Origin of the sequence: Nocardia sp. NBC_01388, from assembly GCF_045040085.1 — a bacterium.
In the GTDB taxonomy this organism is placed as follows: domain Bacteria; phylum Actinomycetota; class Actinomycetes; order Mycobacteriales; family Mycobacteriaceae; genus Nocardia.
In genome coordinates this window covers 394,804-413,245 of the sequence record NZ_CP109553.1, presented here as the reverse complement: position 1 = coordinate 413,245, position 18,442 = coordinate 394,804, and the positions used below count along the sequence as shown (strand labels likewise).

Genomic DNA, 18,442 nt, shown 5'->3' with positions numbered 1-18,442 from the left:
TTCAGCGGGCCGCGTACTGGACGCGGGCGCTGGCGTAGAGGCAGATCGATGCCGCCGCTGCGAGATTCAGGCTTTCGGCGCGGCCGTGGATGGGGATGCGCACGCGGTGGGTGGCGCGGTCGGCGATGGCACGGTCGAGGCCGTGCGCTTCGTTGCCGAACAACCAGGCGACCGGTCCGCTCAGTAGCTCATCGGCCTCGTCGAGGTCGACCTCGCCCTTGGCGGTGGTCGCCAGAATGGTGATGCCCGCCTGTTCGAGGGAGGACAGCACCTTCTCGGTATCGCGCTCGCGAGCGAGGGGTACGTGGAAGAGGCTGCCCGCGGCGGACCGCACGCATTTGCCATTGTGCGGATCGACCGAATCACCGGCCAGCACCACACCATCGGCGCCCACGGCATCCGCGACACGGATGAGGGTGCCGGCATTACCGGGATCGGCGATCTCCACCGGCACGGCCAGCAGGGTCGGCGCGGCGCTCAGCACCTCGTGCAGCGGCACGTCCACGGAACGGCAGACGGCGAACAGGCCGGCGGGAGTCACGGTCTCCCCCAGCATTTCCGCGGCCCGGTCGCTCACCAGTGTGGTGCGCACTCCCGAGGCGGCGGCGCCGGCCACCAGCTGATGTTCGCGGCCGGCGATCTTGGCAGAGTAGAACAGCTCCTCGATACGCCCGGTCTCGAAGGCCGACTCCACCGAGTTCGCGCCCTCGGCCAGGAACAGCCCGCTCTTGCGGCGTACCGGAGCCCGATGCAGTTTGACAGCCGAAACGACCCGGGAATTGCGCTCGGAGAGCGCTTCCACGGGTCGTTCCGAATTCTGCTGTGTTGTCACGCAATCCGGCTTAAGCGGCCGGAGCGTTGACGTCTTCCGGCAGCGCAGCCTTCGCCAGGGCGACGAGGCCGGCGAACGCCTCGGCGTCGGAGACGGCCAGCTCGGCCAGGATCTTGCGGTCAACCTCGATCTCCGCGAGCTTGAGGCCCTGGATGAAGCGGTTGTAGGTGATGTCGTTCAGACGCGCGGCGGCGTTGATACGAGCAATCCACAGCTTGCGGAAGTCACCCTTGCGCGCCTTACGGTCGCGGTACGCGTAAGTGAGCGAGTGGAGCTGCTGCTCCTTGGCCTTGCGGTACAGCCGCGAGCGCTGCCCGCGGTAGCCCTTGGAGGCCTCGAGTACGGAACGGCGCTTCTTATGAGCGTTGACGGCCCTTTTGACGCGTGCCACTTGTCAGTCCTTGATCGATCGGCGGGCGCTGCGGTTGCGCCCGGGAGGGGGTCGGTTGCTGGCGTTCGAGAACGCGAGGTGCTGACGCAGCCTTAGAGGCCGAGCAGCTTCTTGACGCGAGGAACGTCCACCTTGGCGACGACCTCCGTGCCTTCCAGACGGCGAGTCCGGCGCGAGGACTTGTGCTCGAGCAGGTGGCGACGGTTGGCCTGCTCACGCATGAGCTTGCCCGTGCCGGTCACCTTGAATCGCTTCGAGGCACCGCTGTGCTTCTTCATCTTCGGCATGGATTCCTCAATCTGTCTCGTGCCGGCGGCGCGCCAGGGCGCGCCGCCGGATGATCGTTATTACTGCTGCGGGCTGGCCGCCTGCGCCTCAGCCGCCGGCGCGGCAGCCGGAGCTGCCGGTTCGGCTGCCGGGGCAGCAATTTCTGCAGCCGGGGCTTGAGCCGGAGCCGCTGCCGCGGGCGCACTGCTGCGCTGCGGCGTCGAGCTCGCTTCGTTCTGTGCCTTCACCCGCGTCTTCGCACCCTTGTGAGGCGCGAGGACCATGGTCATGTTCCGGCCGTCCTGCTTGGCCGAAGTTTCTACGAACCCGAGGTCCGCGACGTCGGAGGCCAATCGCTGCAACAACCGGAACCCGAGCTCCGGACGCGACTGCTCACGACCACGGAACATGATCGTGACCTTGACCTTCGACCCGGCGTCCAGGAAGCGAACAACGTTGCGCTTCTTGGTCTCGTAGTCGTGATCATCGATCTTCGGGCGGAGCTTCTGCTCCTTGATCACGGTCTGGACCTGGTTCTTCCGGGACTCGCGCGCTTTCTGCGCGGTCTCGTACTTGAACTTGCCGTAGTCCATGATCTTGCATACCGGCGGACGCGCGTCCGGTGCGACCTCGACCAGGTCGAGGTCGGCCTCGAGGGCGACGCGTAATGCATCTTCAACACGCACGATCCCGACCTGCTCACCACCCGGTCCGATGAGGCGGACCTCGGGTACGCGGATGCGATCGTTGATGCGAGTCTCAGTGCTGATGGGGCCTCCTAGGTCAAGCGGTTCGTCAACGACCGCAAGCAATAACTGCAACCCCAATTTCAACACGAAAGCCCCGCGTTGGTATTTCTCCAACACGGGGCCCGAGTCGACCGATCCACGACGCAAACTATTGCATCGCACCTGTAGCAGGGGTAAACCCACACAGATACCCACCCGGTAAAAGGTGGGCGACCGGACCGCCGAGCCTGGTACGAGACCGGCAGACGGTGGGAGTCGGGCTCCACTTGATGCCCCAAGCCGGTTACAGGAACCTGTCTGGGGCGGTCGTCGCGGAAAAGTCTAACATCAGTGCGCCGCAGCTCCGAATCGGCTGCCCCCTCGACCAGGGACAACCTGGTCGGTGCGATGCTCTACCCATGAGTGAGGCGACTTTGAACGAGCAGGAATCGGCTCTCATCGACGGTGAAGTCGTGCGCGAACTGGCCGAGATCCCGGCGGTCGAGGTTATCAGCCGGGCCGCCGTCATGCTGATGAGTTCGGCCGCCGAGAAGCTCGGCCTGGGCGAGCCGGATCCGTCCGCCAGCCCGCACCTGGACCTGGACGAGGCCCGGCGGGTCATCACCGCGCTGGCCGGTCTGGTCACCGCGTCCGTCGAGTACCTCGGCCCGCACGCCGGTCCCATCCGCGACGGATTGCAGTCGCTGCAGCGCGCGTTCCGCGAGGCGTCCTCGCATCCGGACGCTCCCGGCACCGGTCCGGGCGAGAAGTACACCGGCCCCGTCTACTGAGTTTGACGTGAATCCGGGTTCGGCCCGGAGGTGCGGCACCGGTCCCGTCAGGCGGGACCGATTCCGGTGAGCAGGGTGGTGACGACGGCGGGCACGTCGGCCGGGGTGTGCGGGGTGCCGGGGAGCAGGGCGGTCAGGGCCCGGTCGTGGCAGACGCCGACGAGGACGGCGAGTGCGGCCTCGAGGTCTGCGGCAGGGGCCAGCCGGCCGAGGTCGCGTTCGGCGGCGAGATAGCGCGCCAGCACGTTGCGCCAATCTTGGTCGTGCTCTTCGGATTCGGCGAAGCGGGTGAGCACGGCGGGGGTGGCCAGCAATCCGGCGAAGACCGGGATGACCGCGCGGTGCAGGGCCAGGCCCGCGCGTAGATAGGTTCGCAGGTTCTCCGCGACGGTCGCGGTACCGGCGCCGGGTAGCGGGCCAAGGGCGCGGTGTTGCGCGTCGACGTGGGCGCGCAGGGCCGCGGTGAGCAATTCCTCTTTGTCCGCGAAGTGGTTGTAGAGGACACCGTCGGCGACGCCGGCCGCGCGGGCGATGGCGCGGACGGTGAGCCCGGCCGCGCCCTGCTCGGCCAGCAGGCGCTGGGCGGTGGCGATCAGATGCTCGCGCAGTCCGCGATCGTCGTCGCTATTGCGCAGCGCCGCTGCCCTTCTCGGTGACATCGGCCTACGGTAGCGGCGTGGTCGCCGTGACCAGCCAGGCGGTACCGCGCAGGCGGACGCCGTCCGGGGTGGCGAAGGGTTCGAGAGCGCCCGCGATGGCCGACCGCACCGCATCGTCCTTGCCGAAATCGGCGAGCATGCGGTGATAGCGGACCGGGCCCCAGCCCATGATGAATTCGGTGGCGTCGGGGATATCGCGTCCCCAGATGCCGTCGGCCTCGATATGGCGGATGCCGATGCCGACGAATCCGGCCGCGGTCAACAGGGCGCCGATACGGTCCGGATCGGCGAACGAGCCACCGGCGTGGCCGATCTCCATACTCGCCAACTGTGTTGCGGCAGCACCGAATACGACGCCGATATCGGTGCCCGGCATGGGCGGCATGCTGAGTACGGCCAGACGGCCGCCGGGTCGCAGCGCCCGCGCGATATTGCCGAAGGCGACCACCGGATCGGCAAAGAACATGATGCCGAAACGGCTCATCGCCACATCGAAGGCGGCGGACGGGAACGGAACAACCTGAGCATCGCCCTGTTCGAACGAAACATTATGCACCCCTTCGGATTCCGCGCGCTCACGGGCCCGGCCGAGCATCGGGCCCGACAGGTCGACACCGGTGGCCGAACCGGCGGGCGCGCGCCGGGCCGCCAGTCGCGTCAATTGCCCGTTGCCACAACCGATATCGAGCACCCGGTCGGTATCGCCGATTCCGGCCGCGGCCAGCAGCGGCGCATTGAAGCCACCGTTCACGGCGTCGTATCGGTCGTAGTGACCCGCCCAGTGCTCGCCCTCGTAGCCGTTCCAGGCCTCGGACTGCGCGGTATTGACAATCTCGATCACAGCACTCTCCTTTATGAACAAACGTTCATGAACGTACGTTCATAATGATCCGGCCGGGCGGAACGGTCAAGAGCGGCTGCCCTCAATTCTGGGGTTATTCGCGAATCACGCACAGAAAGCCTTGGCGGTGCGGACGTGGTGCTGATTGGATGCTCGGGTGGCGCCAGAGCGAGCGGGACGCCGCGGGAGTGCTGCATACTACGACGCGGGGAGCGGCAGCTGCCCGCATACAAAGAACGAAACCTTCGGGGGTTGTACATGATTCATTCCATTTCCGAGCCGAGCGCTGCGCCCGCGCAGACCTCGCACCGGCGCCGCCGGGCGCTCGTCCCGGCCGTCGTCGCCGCGGCCGCCCTCATGGGCGCACTGGTGACCGGTTGCTCCTCGTCCGACTCCGGTTCCACCTCGACCACCTCGGCCGGCGCACCGGCCACCGGCCCGCTGCCGGACGGTGCGCAGCTCATCGCCGAATCCTCGCGCACCACACAGACACTGCAGTCGGTCCATCTGGACCTGCAGGTCACCAATATTCCGAACCTGCCGGTCGATTACGTCAAGGCCGATATCACCAATCAGCCGCAGGGGTCGGGCCAGGCACTCGGCGAGGCCAAGGTCCGCGTCAAGGAGAACGACCCGACCTGGACCGAGACCAAGTTCCTGGTCGTCGACAAGACCCTGTACGCCGGTGACGGCACCAAGTACGCACCCGTCGGACCGGCCGAGAAGATCTACGATCCGGGCGTCATCCTGGACAAGGACAAGGGCATCGCCCATGTCATCGCCGAGGTGCAGAACCCGAAGGCCGAGGCCCGCGAGACCATCGACGGCGTGAACACCGTCAAGGTCACCGGCACCATCGACACCGCGGTCATCGACCCGGTCGTCCCGCGCATCGGCCAGACCGCGGGCGTTCTGCCCATCACCCTGTGGATCGCGGACGTCGCGCCGCCGACCACCTCCGCGTCGGCGCTGCCGTCGTCGGCCGCTTCGCCGGGCACCGGTCCGAATCTGGTGCGCGCGGTGGTCACCAAGGACGCGGGCAATGTGAATCTGACGCTGTCGGGCTGGGGTAAGCCCGTCACCGTCGCCAAGCCGGCGGGCTAAACAGCAGGCACCTGCCTGGCATCCGAAATACGGAACGGTCCGGGAAGGCGGAACGGCGGCACAGCCGTCTTCCGCAGTCCCGGACCGCCTTTCGTGATGTGCCGGTGCGCGTGACCGTCCAGTTCGGTCGAGGCTTAAGAAATTGATTGGTGAAATGCAAGGCCCCGCACGCACGATAACGAGGCATCGCTCGAACGCTGTGGGTGCGTATGGCTTCGGGGTAGCTATGAAACCTGATCAGCGGAGCGCAGGGCTGATCAGACACGGAGGAATGAGATGACAACCGACCACACGGATACCGAGGAGCGGGATCTCCGTCCACCCCCGCCGTCGGGTCCACCTCCGGTTTCCAACGTCTGGGTCTACAACGGCAAAGCCTACGACCTGAGCGACTGGATTTCCAAGCATCCGGGCGGTGAGTTCTTCATCGGGCGAACGAAAAACCGTGACATCACCTCGATTATCGGTTCGTACCACAGGAACCCGGAGGGGATCGGCAAGCTGATCGAGCGGTACGCGCTCGACCGGGTCGCGGTGCCGGAGGACATTCACCCGAAGGCCAATGCGCCGGACTTCCTGTTCAAAGAGGGTTTCGACAGCTGGCGCGATACCCCGCATTACCGCTTCGACAACAAGGACGATCTGCTCCACCAGGTGAAGAAGCGGCTCAAGGAGCCGGAGCTCGCCGCCCGCATCAAGCGGATGGACAAAACGTTCAATATCGTTGTGGCACTGCTGGCCATCGCATACTTCGCGGTGCAGGGCGTGCGCCTGTTCGAGCGCAGCTGGATGCCGTTGCCGGTCTTCGTGATCGCCATGGTGCTGCTGCGCAGTTCACTGGCCGGCTTCGGCCACTACGCGATCCACCGTGCCCAGAAGGGCATGAACAAGATCTACACGAATTGCTTCGACTTCAATTACGTCGCACTGGCTTTCGTCACCGCGGACGGTCACGCGCTACTGCACCACCCGCACACCCAGAGTGAAGTCGACATCAAGAAGAACGTCTTCACCATGATGACGCGGATCCCCCGGCTCTACCGGGTGCCGATCCACACCATCCACAAGTTCGGGCACACGCTCACCGGCATGACCATCCGCCTGCTCGATGTCTGCCGCCTCACCCGCAAGGTGGGCATCAAGGATATGTACGGGACCTGGGGCGGCGCGCTGCCGCACTTCATCGGGTCGTTCGGCGTGCGGTTCCTGCTGCTCGGTGAGTTCATCGCCTTCACCGTGATGGGCGACTTCTGGGCCTGGGCACTGCAATTCGTGATCTCGCTGTGGATCAGCACCTTCCTGGTGGTGGCCAGCCACGACTTCGAGGTCGAGACCGAGGAACTGGAGAGCAATACCGAGGACTGGGGTATCAATCAGCTGGAACAGGCCTACGACCTGAAAGTGATCGGCAACCGCTACGTGGACTGCTTCCTGTCCGCCGGGCTCAGCTCGCACCGGGTGCACCACGTGCTGCCGTACCAGCGCAGTGGCTTCGCCAATATCGCCACCGAGGATGTATTGCGCGAGGAGGCAGCCAAATTCGATGTCGAATGGCTGCCCGCGAAGAGCTTCTTCACCGACCGCTTCCCGAAGCAGATCCGGACGTACCTGCTGGCACGTTCGGACGATGCGAAGGAACAGAACTGGGGCTTCTTCCGCGAGCATTTCGCGCCGTCGGCCTTGAAGACCTGCGCCGTCTACACGGTTCAGGGCTTCACCGGAATCGGCACGGTGTAAACCGATTCCGCTGATCGCCGCGCACATTTTCATCGAAAGAAGGGGAGTAATTTCGTGACTATCACCATTGGTGAGGGGGGCGCTGCGCCCACGGCGACGGCTCGGGTGACGGGCGGTGAGCGCGGCTACGGACTGGTTCAGCCCGTACTGCCGCCGGCGCCGCCGACCACGGTCGGCGTCATCGAAAGCATCGCAACGGGTTCGCCGCTCGAGATCCACGACCAGGCCGAAGCCGCTACGCGGGTTGCCGAGCGGTTCTCCGATCCTGTTCAGCAGGCCCGGATTCCGCGGATCTACCAGAAGACCCGCATCCAGACCCGCAGGCTCGCAATCGATCCGCTCGATCCCGATTTCCTGCCGTTCAGTTCGCGGCCGGCCACCATCCGGGAGCGGATGCACCTGTTCTACGAGCACGCGGTACCGCTGGCCGTGGACGTGGCGCGGCGGGCGATCGCCGGACTGGAGGATCCGGCCACCCAGATCGGGCTGCTGGTCTTCGTGACCAGCACCGGCTTCATCGCGCCCGGTGTGGATGTGGCCGTGGTCAAGCAGCTCGGACTGGCCAAATCGGTCGGCCGGGTCGTGGTGAACTTCATGGGCTGCGCGGCCGCTATGAACGGTATGCGCACCGCCGTGGATTACGTTCGGGCACACCCTGATAAGAAGGCGATGGTCATCTGCCTCGAGCTCAGCTCGGTCAATGCCGTCTTCGACGACAATATCAACGACGTCATCATCCACAGCCTGTTCGGCGACGGCTGCGGTGCGGTCGTCATCGGCGCGGGCCAGGTGCAGCAGCCGCTGGCGCCGGGCAAGATCGTCATCCGGGACAGCTTCAGCTACCTGTTCGACGATGCGGAGGACGGCATCGTGCTCGGTGTCAACGATAACGGCATCACCTGCGAGCTATCGGAGGAGCTGCCGCAGTACATCCTGCGGGGCGTCGGCCCCGTCGTCTCGGAAGTGCTGCACCGCAATGGATTGCGGAAATCCGATATCGACCTGTGGGCCATCCACCCGGGTGGGCCCAAGATCATCGAGCAGTCCGCGCAGTCCCTCGGCATTCCGGTAGAGCAGGCCGCAGTGAGCTGGGATGTGCTGGCGCGCTACGGCAATATGCTCAGCGTCTCGCTGATCTTCGTACTGGAGGAGATGATCCGGCAGGCCGGCAGCGGCAAGCCCCTCTCGACCGGTGTGGCGTTCTCCTTCGCGCCCGGGGTGACCCTCGAGGGCATCGTCTTCGACATCGTCCGCCAGTAGTCCACGCGCACAGCACTATTCAAAGAAATCAGCAGCCAATGCAACTCATCAGATTCCTCATCTCGATCTCCTGGATGCGGATCGCGGCCGTTATCGCGGCCGGTCTCGTCTGCGGTGTCGCCAATACCTACCTGGTGACCCTCATTCGCGGCGTCGTCTCGCCCGGACCGCATCCGGACGCCACGCTGGGTCATTTCGCCCTGACGGCAGTGGTCATTCTGGTCAGTGGTGTCATCTCGCAGGTGCTGCTGATCCGGCTCGCGCAGGAAGCCATCTACCGGCTGCGGGCGGACCTGAGTTCCGGAATCGTCTCGGCGCCACTGGAACACCTGGAACGGCTCGGCATGCACCGCCTGATGGCGACGCTGACCGAGGATGTGCGATCGCTGTCGCAGGCGGTGACCGCCATCCCGAGCATCTGCATCGATGTGACCACCATCCTCGGTTGCCTGGCGTATCTGTCGATTCTGTCCGGGCCGCTCTTTGTGATCACCGTGGCGGGCACCCTGCTCGGAATCGCCTGTGTCGAAACAATTCTCAAGCGGGTGCGCGGTCTCTACCGCCAGGCGCGGGAGAACGACGACGCCCTGCTGCGCGCCTTCACCGCCGTGACGCTCGGCATCAAGGAGCTCAAGCTGCACCGCGGCCGGCGCCAGGACTTCATGGACCGGCAGCTGCTCGGCTCGGCCGAGAAACTGCGGGCGCAGAATGTCGAAGCCGGGTCCAAATTCGCTGTGGCACAGGGCTTCGGGCAGGTGCTGCAACTCGCCACCATGGCACTCATTCTGTTCGTGATCGCCAAGGCACTCAAACTGCCCGGCGATGTCATGTTCGGATACGTCCTGGTGACGACGTTCCTGGCCATGCCCATGCAGAACTTCATGAACCGGATTCCGGACCTGCTGCGCGGTGATGTGGCGCTGGCGAAGATCCGCGGCATGAACCTGTCCATGGAAGCCGTTCACGACGAGAGCGAACTGCCCTTCACCGAACGGCCCGCGGTGACCGAGGCACGGCTGCAGCTGACGAATGTCGGCTACACCTACCGCTTCGAAGCGCCGTCACCGTTCCCGGAGGGGCCCGGAAGTCCCACTCCGGGCAGCGGGCCGCATCCGGGGGCAGGGCCCGGACGGCCGGGAAAGCCTGGCGCACAGCCGAACCGGCCCGGCGCACACCCGGAGAGTGCTCACCCGGCAGGTCCGAACGGACATCCCGACGCGCCGGGTACACATCCTGGGCAGCCGGGCGCCCGAGCGGGGCGGCCGGGACCGCACCCCGAGGGTCCCCCGCCCGCGGGTCCGGGAGGCCATCCCGGAGCCCCCGGATCTCACCCCGGGGGTGTCGGGACGCATCGGCCCGGCATGCCACCGCCCCCGCGGCGCGGCGGGCATCCCACCGGACCGGATGTGAACGGCCATCGCTGGGTCGATCACGGCGGGCACGACGGGAAGCCGGTGCCTATGAGCGCACTGCCGGGGGACGCGGGTGCGGCCGGATTCTCGCTGGGCCCCATCGATCTCACCTTCGAGCCCGGGCAGATCACCTTCATCGTGGGCGGCAACGGCAGCGGGAAATCAACGCTGGCCAAGCTGATCACCGGACTGTATGTGCCGCGCACCGGCTCGCTGTCGCTCAATGGCGAGCAGATCGATCACGAGAATGTCGAATGGTTCCGGCAGAACTCGTCGGCCATCTTCACCGATTTCCACCTCTTCGAGGACTACCTGGGCTTCGACCGTCCCGGCATCGACGCCGAGGTGCAGCACTATCTCGAAGAGTTGCAGATCGCACACAAGGTGACCGTGCGGGACGGGCGACTGTCCACCATCGACCTGTCCCAAGGTCAGCGAAAGCGCCTGGCGCTCTTGACCGCCCTGCTCGAGGACCGCTCGATCTACCTCTTCGACGAATGGGCCGCGGACCAGGAACCCAAGTTCCGCGACGTCTTCTACACCGAGATCCTCGCCGACCTCAAGGCCCGCCGGAAAACGGTCATCGTCATCACCCACGACGACCGCTACTTCCACCTCGCCGACCAGCTCGTCAAACTCGACTTCGGCAAACTCACCGAAGCCGCCGCGACAGCAGGAGTGGCGTCGCACTCGGAGTAGCAGCCCGGTCCCGCGAAACACAAGGAAACACAAGGCCCCCGCCAGATTCGGCGGGGGCCTTACCTATGGCCGAAGCGTCCCGCCATCCTGGAAGGCGGAAACACTGGTCATCCAGGGAGGCAGAGCTCCCTCGTCATCCCGGCATGATTTTGGCTGGGATCCACCGCTGAGGTGCAGCCCCACCTGTATGGATCCCGGCCAAAAACGCGCCGGGATGACGGGGTGGGCCATCCGCCCCAGGACTGGGCTTCCTCCCCGGGGCTGGGATCTGCCCCGGGGCGCGTGACTCAGCGGAGTGCGGCTGCCTTGCGGCGGGCTGCCGCCGCCTTCTTCGCGGCGGCATCTGCTGGGGGCTTCTTCTGGGCGGCAGCCTTTTTGGCGGGCGCGCTAGCGGTCGCCTTTTCGGCCGCGGCCTTGGCGGCTGCCTTCTTTGCGGGGGCCTTCTTGGCGGCGGTTGCCTTGGCCGGGGCGGCGGGCTGGGCGTCCAGGACTGTTTGGAGGAACTGGCCGGTATAGCTCTCCGGTACGGCCGCAATGTCTTCCGGGGTGCCCTCGGCGATGACGGTGCCACCGCCGGAGCCGCCTTCGGGGCCCATATCGATCACCCAGTCGGAGGTCTTGATGACATCCAGGTTGTGCTCGATGACGATGACGGAGTTGCCCTTGTCGACGAGGCCGTTGATGACCTTGAGGAGTTTGCGGATGTCCTCGAAGTGCAGGCCGGTGGTGGGCTCGTCGAGGATGTAGACGGTGCGGCCGGTGGAGCGCTTCTGCAGTTCAGCGGCCAGTTTCACGCGCTGGGCCTCACCACCCGACAGGGTCGGGGCGGGCTGGCCCAGTCGGACGTAGCCGAGGCCGACATCGACCAGGGTGGCCAGATAGCGGTGGATCGAGGAGATCGGCTCGAAGAATTCCGACGCCTCCTCGATGGGCATATCGAGGACCTCGGCAATGGTCTTGCCCTTGTAGTGGACCTCGAGGGTCTCCCGGTTGTAGCGCGCGCCGTGGCAGACCTCGCACGGCACATACACATCCGGCAGGAAGTTCATCTCGATCTTCAAAGTGCCGTCGCCCGAGCAGGCTTCGCAGCGGCCGCCCTTCACATTGAAGGAGAACCGGCCCGGCTGATAACCACGCACCTTGGCCTCGGTGGTCGCGGCGAACAGCGTCCGGATCTTGTCGAAGACGCCGGTGTAGGTCGCGGCATTCGAGCGCGGGGTGCGGCCGATGGGCGACTGGTCCACCTGCACCAGCTTGTCCAGATGGTCGAGACCGTTGATGCGGGTGTGCCGGCCCGGCACCTGCCGTGCACCGTTCAGCTTATTGGCGAGAACGGTCGCGAGAATATCGTTGACCAGCGTCGACTTACCCGAGCCGGAAACGCCGGTGACCGCGGTGAGCACGCCGAGCGGGAAGTTCACCTCGACATTGCGCAGATTGTGCTCGGTGGCGCCGACCACGGTGAGCTGCTTCTTCTTGTCCACCGGCCGCCGCAGCAGCGGCATCTCGATATTCATCCGCCCGGAAAGGTATGCGCCGGTCAGCGATTCCTTGTTCGTCAGCAGCCCCGGATACGGCCCGGAGTACACCACGCGGCCGCCGTGCTCACCGGCCAGCGGGCCGATATCGACCACCCAGTCCGAGGCGTGAATGGTGTCCTCGTCGTGCTCGACCACGATCAGGGTATTGCCGAGATTCTTGAGCCGTGTGAGGGTTTCGATCAGGCGGCGATTATCGCGCTGGTGCAGGCCGATGGACGGTTCGTCCAGCACGTACAGCACGCCGACCAGTCCGGAACCGATCTGCGTCGCGAGCCGGATGCGCTGTGCCTCACCACCGGAGAGCGTGGCCGCCGCGCGAGAGAGCGACAGGTACTCCAGACCCACATCGAGCAGGAAGCCCAGGCGCGCCTGCACCTCCTTGACCACCTGCGCGGCAATCGCGGCCTGCCGGTCGTCCAGGGTCAGCGAGTTCAGGAAGTCGGCCGCGCCGCCGATGGACAATTCGGAGATGTCCGCAATGGACAGGTCCTGCTCCCCCGCCCGCAGCGTGACCGCGAGAATCTCCGGCCGCAGCCGCGCACCGTTGCACACCGGGCACGGAATATCGCGCATGTACCCGTCGTAGTGGTCCTTCATCGCCTCCGATTCGGTGCTCTCCATGCGCCGCTGCAGGAACGGCATCACACCCTCGAAATCGGCGTAGTACGAACGCTTCCGGCCGTACCGGTTGGTATAGGAGACGTGCACCTGCTCGGAACTGCCCTCCAGCACGGCCTTTCGTGCCTTGAGCGGCAGGTCCTGCCAGGGTGTCTTCATGGAGAAGCCGAGCGCCTCGGCCAGACCCGACAGCAGCCGGGTGAAGTATTCGGCGGTCTGCCCGCGCGACCACGGCGCGATGGCGCCGTCGCCCAGGCTCAATTCCGCATCGGGCACAACAAGATCCGGATCGACCTCCTTGCGGATGCCGAGGCCGGTGCAGTCCGGGCACGCGCCATAGGGCGAGTTGAAGGAGAACGAGCGCGGTTCCAGATCCTCGATATCGAGGGGGTGCCCGTTCGGGCAGGCCAGCTTCTCGGAGAAGCGGCGCTCCCGATCGTGCGCGTGCTCATCACGATCCACGAAATCGAGCACCACGATGCCATCGGCCAGCCGCAGCGCCGTCTCGATCGAATCGGTCAGGCGCTGTTTGGAACTGGACTTCACGGCGAGACGGTCGACGACCACCTCGACATCGTGCTTCTCCTGCTTCTTCAGCTTCGGCGGCTCGGTGAGCGGATACACCACGCCGTCCACCCGGACGCGGGAGTAGCCCTGTCCGTGCAGCGATTCGAAGAGATCGACGAATTCGCCCTTGCGAGTGCGCACCACGGGGGCGAGCACCTGGAATTTGATGCCGTCCTCCATGGCCAGCACCTGGTCCACGATCTGCTGCGGCGACTGCTTCTCGATGAGATGGCCACAGGTCGGGCAGTGCGGCGTGCCCGCGCGCGCGAACAGCAGGCGCAGGTAGTCGTAGACCTCGGTGATCGTGCCGACCGTGGACCGCGGATTGCGGTTGGTCGACTTCTGGTCGATCGAGACCGCGGGCGAGAGTCCCTCGATGAAGTCCACATCCGGCTTGTCCATCTGCCCGAGGAACTGCCGGGCGTACGCCGACAGCGACTCGACGTACCGGCGCTGTCCCTCGGCGAAAATGGTGTCGAACGCCAGCGAGGACTTACCGGACCCGGACAACCCGGTGAACACGATGAGGCTGTCGCGAGGTAGGTCGATATCGACCCCTTTGAGGTTGTGCTCTCGCGCTCCGCGCACCGTCAGGCGATCCGCCACCGGCCATCCTTCCAACGTTTCGGCATCAAGAAGTCAATCCCCCGACGCCATGCTAGGCCCGCCCACCGACAAGTTCGCCTCCCCGGAACTTTGGCGCACGGCTGAGAGCCGAAACTACTGGGTACGCGTGCCGCCGGTCGCCGAGCGTCGCCAGTTCTGGCGGTACCCCGGGAGTTACCCCGATCCTAACGAAACCAGTTGTCACCTGGCGAAAAGATCAGGCCAACCTCTCGGTGACCGCGAGAATGCCTGCCGATACACCTGTGGCGCGACGCACACACGGGACCACAATGGCGCGCGGCTGTAAACCGCGCTCACGGGGGCGATCCTCGGTGCCCGCGGCGGTGACCAGGGTCAGATCGCCGTCGAAGCGGCGGTAGAGCAGCCGGCCGCGGCGGATGTCGGGATCGATGAAGAACAGGTACGGCACCCCGCCCATGCACAGCCGCGCCGCGGCGTCGTCCTCGTGCAGCGCCGGAACAGCGTCGCGGTGCTGACGCAGCGGCCGCACGCCGAGCTGACCACTCCAGCACGCCACCGCATCGGCGCCGGTCTCGGCGTCGATATAGAGGTGCGCGTCGTAATCCATGGCGTCCAGGGTCCGGGCCGCGGCTTCGGCGGTGGCCACCTGTAGTCGGCAGTCCTTGCGCCGCACGATCGGTCGCGGGCCGCTGACCATGGCCAGACTCGGGCGAGCCGGGTCCGGCCATGGTCGCGACACCTCCTCCGGCGAGCAGCCCAGCCGCAGGTCCAGGCGCTCGAGCGCGAAAGTGGTGGCAAAAAGACCCGGCCCGGCGACCTGCACCCGGAGCGCCTTCCTCAGCGTCCGGATCGAGATCTGGGCGAGAGCGGTCCCCTCATCGGAGTCGGGCCAGTGCAGGCGTGCCCGCACCGGCCCTTCCACCCCGTGGCGGCGCAGAATCCTGCCCAGACTGCGCACCACGCGGGTCACCTCGGCCGGCGGAACCGGTCCGCGTGTGGTCACCACGAAGTCCGGATCGATCCCACTCGTCCACACGTCATACGCGCCCATAACCGACCCACTTCCCGTTTCCGACCCGGCAACCTGCTCCTATGGCAACACGTGAGTGAGCGCCGCAAACAGAGTCGAAAGTCCCAAGCCGGGCTATTTTTTGGAAATCTTTCCGTTAAATAGTTGGCGGATGGTTGCTTCAGGTGAAATCGGTTGTGTGACAATGGCATACGCATCAACAACCTCGTGGCAACCAGTGCGCGCGTAACATCCCGAGTGCCGCGTCGCATCCGACGGACAGCCAGGAAAACCATGCACGATGCACCCCGCACCGGGCCCTACTCGGTGCGCGACACGCTGTCGCAGTTGCGATTACGCGAATTGCTCACCGAGGTCAAGGACCGCGTCGAGCAGATCATCGACGCCCGCGACCGCATCGACGGGCTGGTCGAGGCCATGCTCGCCGTCACCTCCGGCCTCGATCTGGACCAGACGCTGCGCACCATCGTGCGCGCCGCCACCAGCCTGGTCGACGCCCGCTACGGGGCACTCGGGGTGCGCGGCCACGATCAGCAACTCATCCAATTCATCCATCACGGCATCGACGACCGGACCCGCGTGCTCATCGGCGCTTTGCCCGAGGGCCGCGGGCTGCTCGGACTGGTGAACGGCGAGACGATCCGGCTGGATGATCTTGCGCGCCATCCCGCTTCGATCGGATTCCCGCCGCACCATCCGCCGATGCGCAGCTTCCTCGGGGTGCCGGTGCGCATTCGCGGTGAGCTGTTCGGCAACCTGTACCTGGCCGGGAAATCCGGCGGGCACCCCTTCACCGAGGACGACGAGGTGCTCATGCAGGCGCTCGCGGCCGCGGCCGGTATCGCCGTCGACAATGCGCGCCTGTACGAATCGGCCCGCACCCGGCAGGCCTGGATCGAGGCCACCCGCGATATCGCCACCGAATTCCTCGCCGATACCGATCCGGCCAAGGTGCTGGCCCATGTGGTCGAGCACGCCCGCGAACTCACCGGGTCCCAGCGCGCCCTGCTCGCGGTGGTCGCCGATCCGGATACACCGCCCCAGGACGTCACCGAACTGGCGGTGGCGCAGTGGTCCGGCCCCGGCGACGATCCGGAGAGCGCGATCGTCCGAGCCTCCGGCACCGCCGTCGGGCAGGCCCTGACCACCCGCACGCCGCTGCGTTTCGACGATGCGCGGCAGGTCGATCTGGGTGCGGCCCTCCCCGATATCGGGCCCGCACTGGTCCTGCCGCTGCACACGCCCGATTCCATACTGGGCGTGCTGATCACGGTGCGCTCCGCCGAATCCGCGCCGTACCCGGACGAACTGGTGGAGCTGATCGCCGCCTTCACCGATCAGGCCGCGCTGGCAATGCAATTGGCGGTGGCACAGCGGCGCATGCGCGAACTGGACATCCTCACAGATCGCGATCGCATCGCCCGCGATCTGCACGATCACGTCATTCAGCGACTCTTCGCCATCGGCCTGTCACTGCAGGGCACGGTGCCGCGCACCCGCGTTCCCGAAGTGCGGCAACGGCTCAACAACACCATCAGTGATCTGCAGGATGTGGTGGAGGAGATCCGCACCTCCATTTTCGATCTGCACGGTGGCGACGGGCACAGCACCCGGCTGCGCCAGCGCCTCGAACGCGCCATCGAACAGCAGACCTCCGCCACCGAGATCCGGGCGCTCATGCACGTCACCGGGCCGCTGTCGGTGGTCGAGCCCGCCCTCGCCGATCATGCCGAAGCCGTTGTGCGCGAGGCGGTCAGCAATGCGGTGCGGCATTCCGGCGCCGATACCATCACCATCGATATCGGGGTGGCCGACGATCTGACCATCGTGGTCGCCGACAACGGCTGCGGCATTCCGGAGGGCATCACGCCCAGCGGGCTCACCAATCTCGCGCACCGCGCCGAACAGTCCGGCGGCCGGCTCGCCGTCTACCCGCGCCGCGACGAGTCCGATACCGAGACCAAGGAAACCGGCACCAAACTGCACTGGTCCGTGCCCCTGCACTGAGGGGACGTCTGGATCCCGGCCGAAAGCTCGCCGGACGACGGGCGCGGTCAGTTGACCGGGCCGAGCACCAGCGCGGAGTTGTTGCCGCCCATGCCGAGTGCGGTCTTCACAGTCAGTCCCTCACCGCCGGCCATCACACCGTCCACCAGGCGCGCATGCGCGGGCGCGACAATCGGCGCCGACACCACCAGGCCGCGTTCGTAACCGAGCGCGATCGAGGCCACCTCGACCCCCGCCGACGCCGCCTGGCAGTGCCCGGTCAGCGGTTTGGTCGCGCAGACCAGCGGGCGATTGTCGAAAAGCCGGGCCAGCAGCGCGGTTTCGGCATCGTCGCACTGCTGGGTGCCGGAGCCGTGCGAGTTGACATACGCGATCTCCTCGGGCCGCACATCGGCGCTGGCGAGGGCGCGGCGCACGCATTCGAAGATCTGCTCGTGCGAGGGGTCCACCGAGATCACGTGATAGCCGTCATTGGTCATGGCCCCGCCCAGGATCGCCGCGTACGGGCGGTCGGCCTCGCGGGTCACCACGAAGGCCGTGGAGGCCTCACCCCAGCTGAAACCGCGACTGCCGGTCTGGAACGGACGGCACGCCGTGAGGGGTTCGACATCGGTGACGGCCGCGCCCAGGGCCTCGAAGTGCTCGACCATATCGGGCGTTCCGGACAGGTCGGTGGCGACGACCACCACATCGTCGGCGAAACCCTGTGCCAGCCACAGCTGGGCGGTGAGCAGCCCGGCATTGGCCGAGGAGCACGCCGAGGTGACGTTCATGGCGGGCCCGTGAAAGCCGAACTCCTGCATCAGGTTCGAAATCGGCGTGGACGGCAGTAGTCGCAGATAATCGCGGGCGCGGCGATGGCCGTGATCCTCGACGTAGAAATCGCGCCACTCGTACACATTGCCGAGCACGATGGCGTGCAGCAGACCCACGGTGCGACCGGGCCGCCAGCCGCGCGCGGTCGCATCCGCGACGGCCTCGCGCACCGATTCCTGGACAGCCCGGACATACCGGCTCGGGCCGACATCGGGATCGCCACCTTCCGGCACGCGGGCAACCCATCCGTGTCTATCGCGTTCGGGGCCGTACCCTGAATGGAGCCGGGCTGCGGGCTTACCACTCAGCAAACCCTCCCAGAGGGTTTCTCGACCCCAGCCGTACCCGGTGACGGCACCGATTCCGGCAATGGTCATATGATCTTGGTGCTGTTCCGCGGTGTGCGGGATGGGGGTGGTGCCAGGCATTTGCATCATTCCTTCCCGGAGCCGGTGCCTGTAATGATCGCCAGTAGCAAGCCGATGCTGTGCGGAACTGTGATTGATCCGATAGCGGTTGGTGCGGTGTCCAGCAAACCTCGCCGATCACACCAT

The 18,442-nt window shown here is 66.1% G+C and carries 15 protein-coding genes; 6 read left to right on the top strand and 9 right to left on the bottom strand.

What is annotated here, in order from left to right:
* Position 1: 1 nt before the first annotated feature.
* The 4 genes from OG716_RS01930 to infC all read right to left on the bottom strand — a co-directional run bounded on the left by OG716_RS01930 (position 2) and on the right by infC (position 2,311).
* Entirely contained in the window at positions 2-802 is an 801-nt protein-coding gene (locus OG716_RS01930; protein ID WP_405139458.1) for a TrmH family RNA methyltransferase, read from the bottom strand.
* Positions 803-842: 40 nt separating this feature from the next.
* Complete coding sequence (gene rplT / locus OG716_RS01925) at positions 843-1,223, bottom strand: 50S ribosomal protein L20 (protein ID WP_327140803.1); 381 nt, start codon at positions 1,221-1,223, stop codon at positions 843-845.
* Positions 1,224-1,315: 92 nt separating this feature from the next.
* Complete coding sequence (rpmI, locus tag OG716_RS01920) at positions 1,316-1,510, bottom strand: 50S ribosomal protein L35 (protein WP_355128466.1); 195 nt, start codon at positions 1,508-1,510, stop codon at positions 1,316-1,318.
* 60 nt (positions 1,511-1,570) lie between these two features.
* On the bottom strand, positions 1,571-2,311 hold the full coding sequence (infC, locus tag OG716_RS01915; RefSeq protein WP_355128947.1) for a translation initiation factor IF-3: 741 nt from the start codon (positions 2,309-2,311) through the stop codon (positions 1,571-1,573).
* Between the two features lie 326 nt (positions 2,312-2,637).
* Between infC and OG716_RS01910 the strand changes: the two genes are divergently transcribed.
* Entirely contained in the window at positions 2,638-3,009 is a 372-nt protein-coding gene (locus OG716_RS01910; protein WP_297608495.1) for a DUF1844 domain-containing protein, read from the top strand.
* Positions 3,010-3,056: 47 nt separating this feature from the next.
* Here the strand turns inward: OG716_RS01910 and OG716_RS01905 are convergent, their stop codons facing one another.
* The gene (locus tag OG716_RS01905; RefSeq protein ID WP_405135986.1) at positions 3,057-3,668 is read right to left on the bottom strand and encodes a TetR/AcrR family transcriptional regulator; all 612 of its coding nucleotides are present in this window, start codon (positions 3,666-3,668) and stop codon (positions 3,057-3,059) included.
* Between the two features lie 4 nt (positions 3,669-3,672).
* On the bottom strand, positions 3,673-4,509 hold the full coding sequence (locus OG716_RS01900) for a class I SAM-dependent methyltransferase (protein ID WP_405135985.1): 837 nt from the start codon (positions 4,507-4,509) through the stop codon (positions 3,673-3,675).
* Positions 4,510-4,767: 258 nt separating this feature from the next.
* Here OG716_RS01900 and OG716_RS01895 point away from each other — a divergent pair, with 258 nt between their 5' ends.
* The 4 genes from OG716_RS01895 (at position 4,768) to OG716_RS01880 (ending at position 10,721) form a co-directional block, all read left to right on the top strand.
* Positions 4,768-5,613: an LppX_LprAFG lipoprotein gene (locus OG716_RS01895; RefSeq protein WP_405135984.1), complete on the top strand. Its 846-nt coding sequence runs from the start codon at positions 4,768-4,770 to the stop codon at positions 5,611-5,613.
* Between the two features lie 276 nt (positions 5,614-5,889).
* Complete coding sequence (locus OG716_RS01890) at positions 5,890-7,350, top strand: fatty acid desaturase (RefSeq protein WP_405135983.1); 1,461 nt, start codon at positions 5,890-5,892, stop codon at positions 7,348-7,350.
* A gap of 105 nt (positions 7,351-7,455) precedes the next feature.
* Positions 7,456-8,610, top strand: a complete 1,155-nt coding sequence (locus OG716_RS01885) for a type III polyketide synthase (protein ID WP_405139455.1) — start codon at positions 7,456-7,458, stop codon at positions 8,608-8,610.
* 38 nt (positions 8,611-8,648) lie between these two features.
* On the top strand, positions 8,649-10,721 hold the full coding sequence (locus OG716_RS01880; RefSeq protein ID WP_405135982.1) for an ATP-binding cassette domain-containing protein: 2,073 nt from the start codon (positions 8,649-8,651) through the stop codon (positions 10,719-10,721).
* Between the two features lie 287 nt (positions 10,722-11,008).
* Here OG716_RS01880 and uvrA read toward each other — a convergent pair whose 3' ends face one another.
* A complete protein-coding gene (uvrA, locus tag OG716_RS01875; protein WP_405135981.1) occupies positions 11,009-14,053 on the bottom strand; it encodes an excinuclease ABC subunit UvrA in 3,045 nt (1,014 codons plus the stop codon).
* A gap of 217 nt (positions 14,054-14,270) precedes the next feature.
* Positions 14,271-15,086 carry a sigma 54 modulation/S30EA ribosomal C-terminal domain-containing protein gene (locus tag OG716_RS01870; protein WP_405135980.1) on the bottom strand — a complete coding sequence of 272 codons (816 nt, stop codon included), beginning with the start codon at positions 15,084-15,086 and terminating at the stop codon, positions 14,271-14,273.
* 252 nt (positions 15,087-15,338) lie between these two features.
* Here OG716_RS01870 and OG716_RS01865 point away from each other — a divergent pair, with 252 nt between their 5' ends.
* Entirely contained in the window at positions 15,339-17,072 is a 1,734-nt protein-coding gene (locus OG716_RS01865; RefSeq protein ID WP_405135979.1) for a GAF domain-containing protein, read from the top strand.
* 47 nt (positions 17,073-17,119) lie between these two features.
* Here the strand turns inward: OG716_RS01865 and OG716_RS01860 are convergent, their stop codons facing one another.
* Positions 17,120-18,316, bottom strand: coding sequence for a beta-ketoacyl synthase N-terminal-like domain-containing protein (locus OG716_RS01860; RefSeq protein WP_405135978.1), 1,197 nt, complete (start codon positions 18,314-18,316; stop codon positions 17,120-17,122).
* Positions 18,317-18,442: the final 126 nt, after the last annotated feature.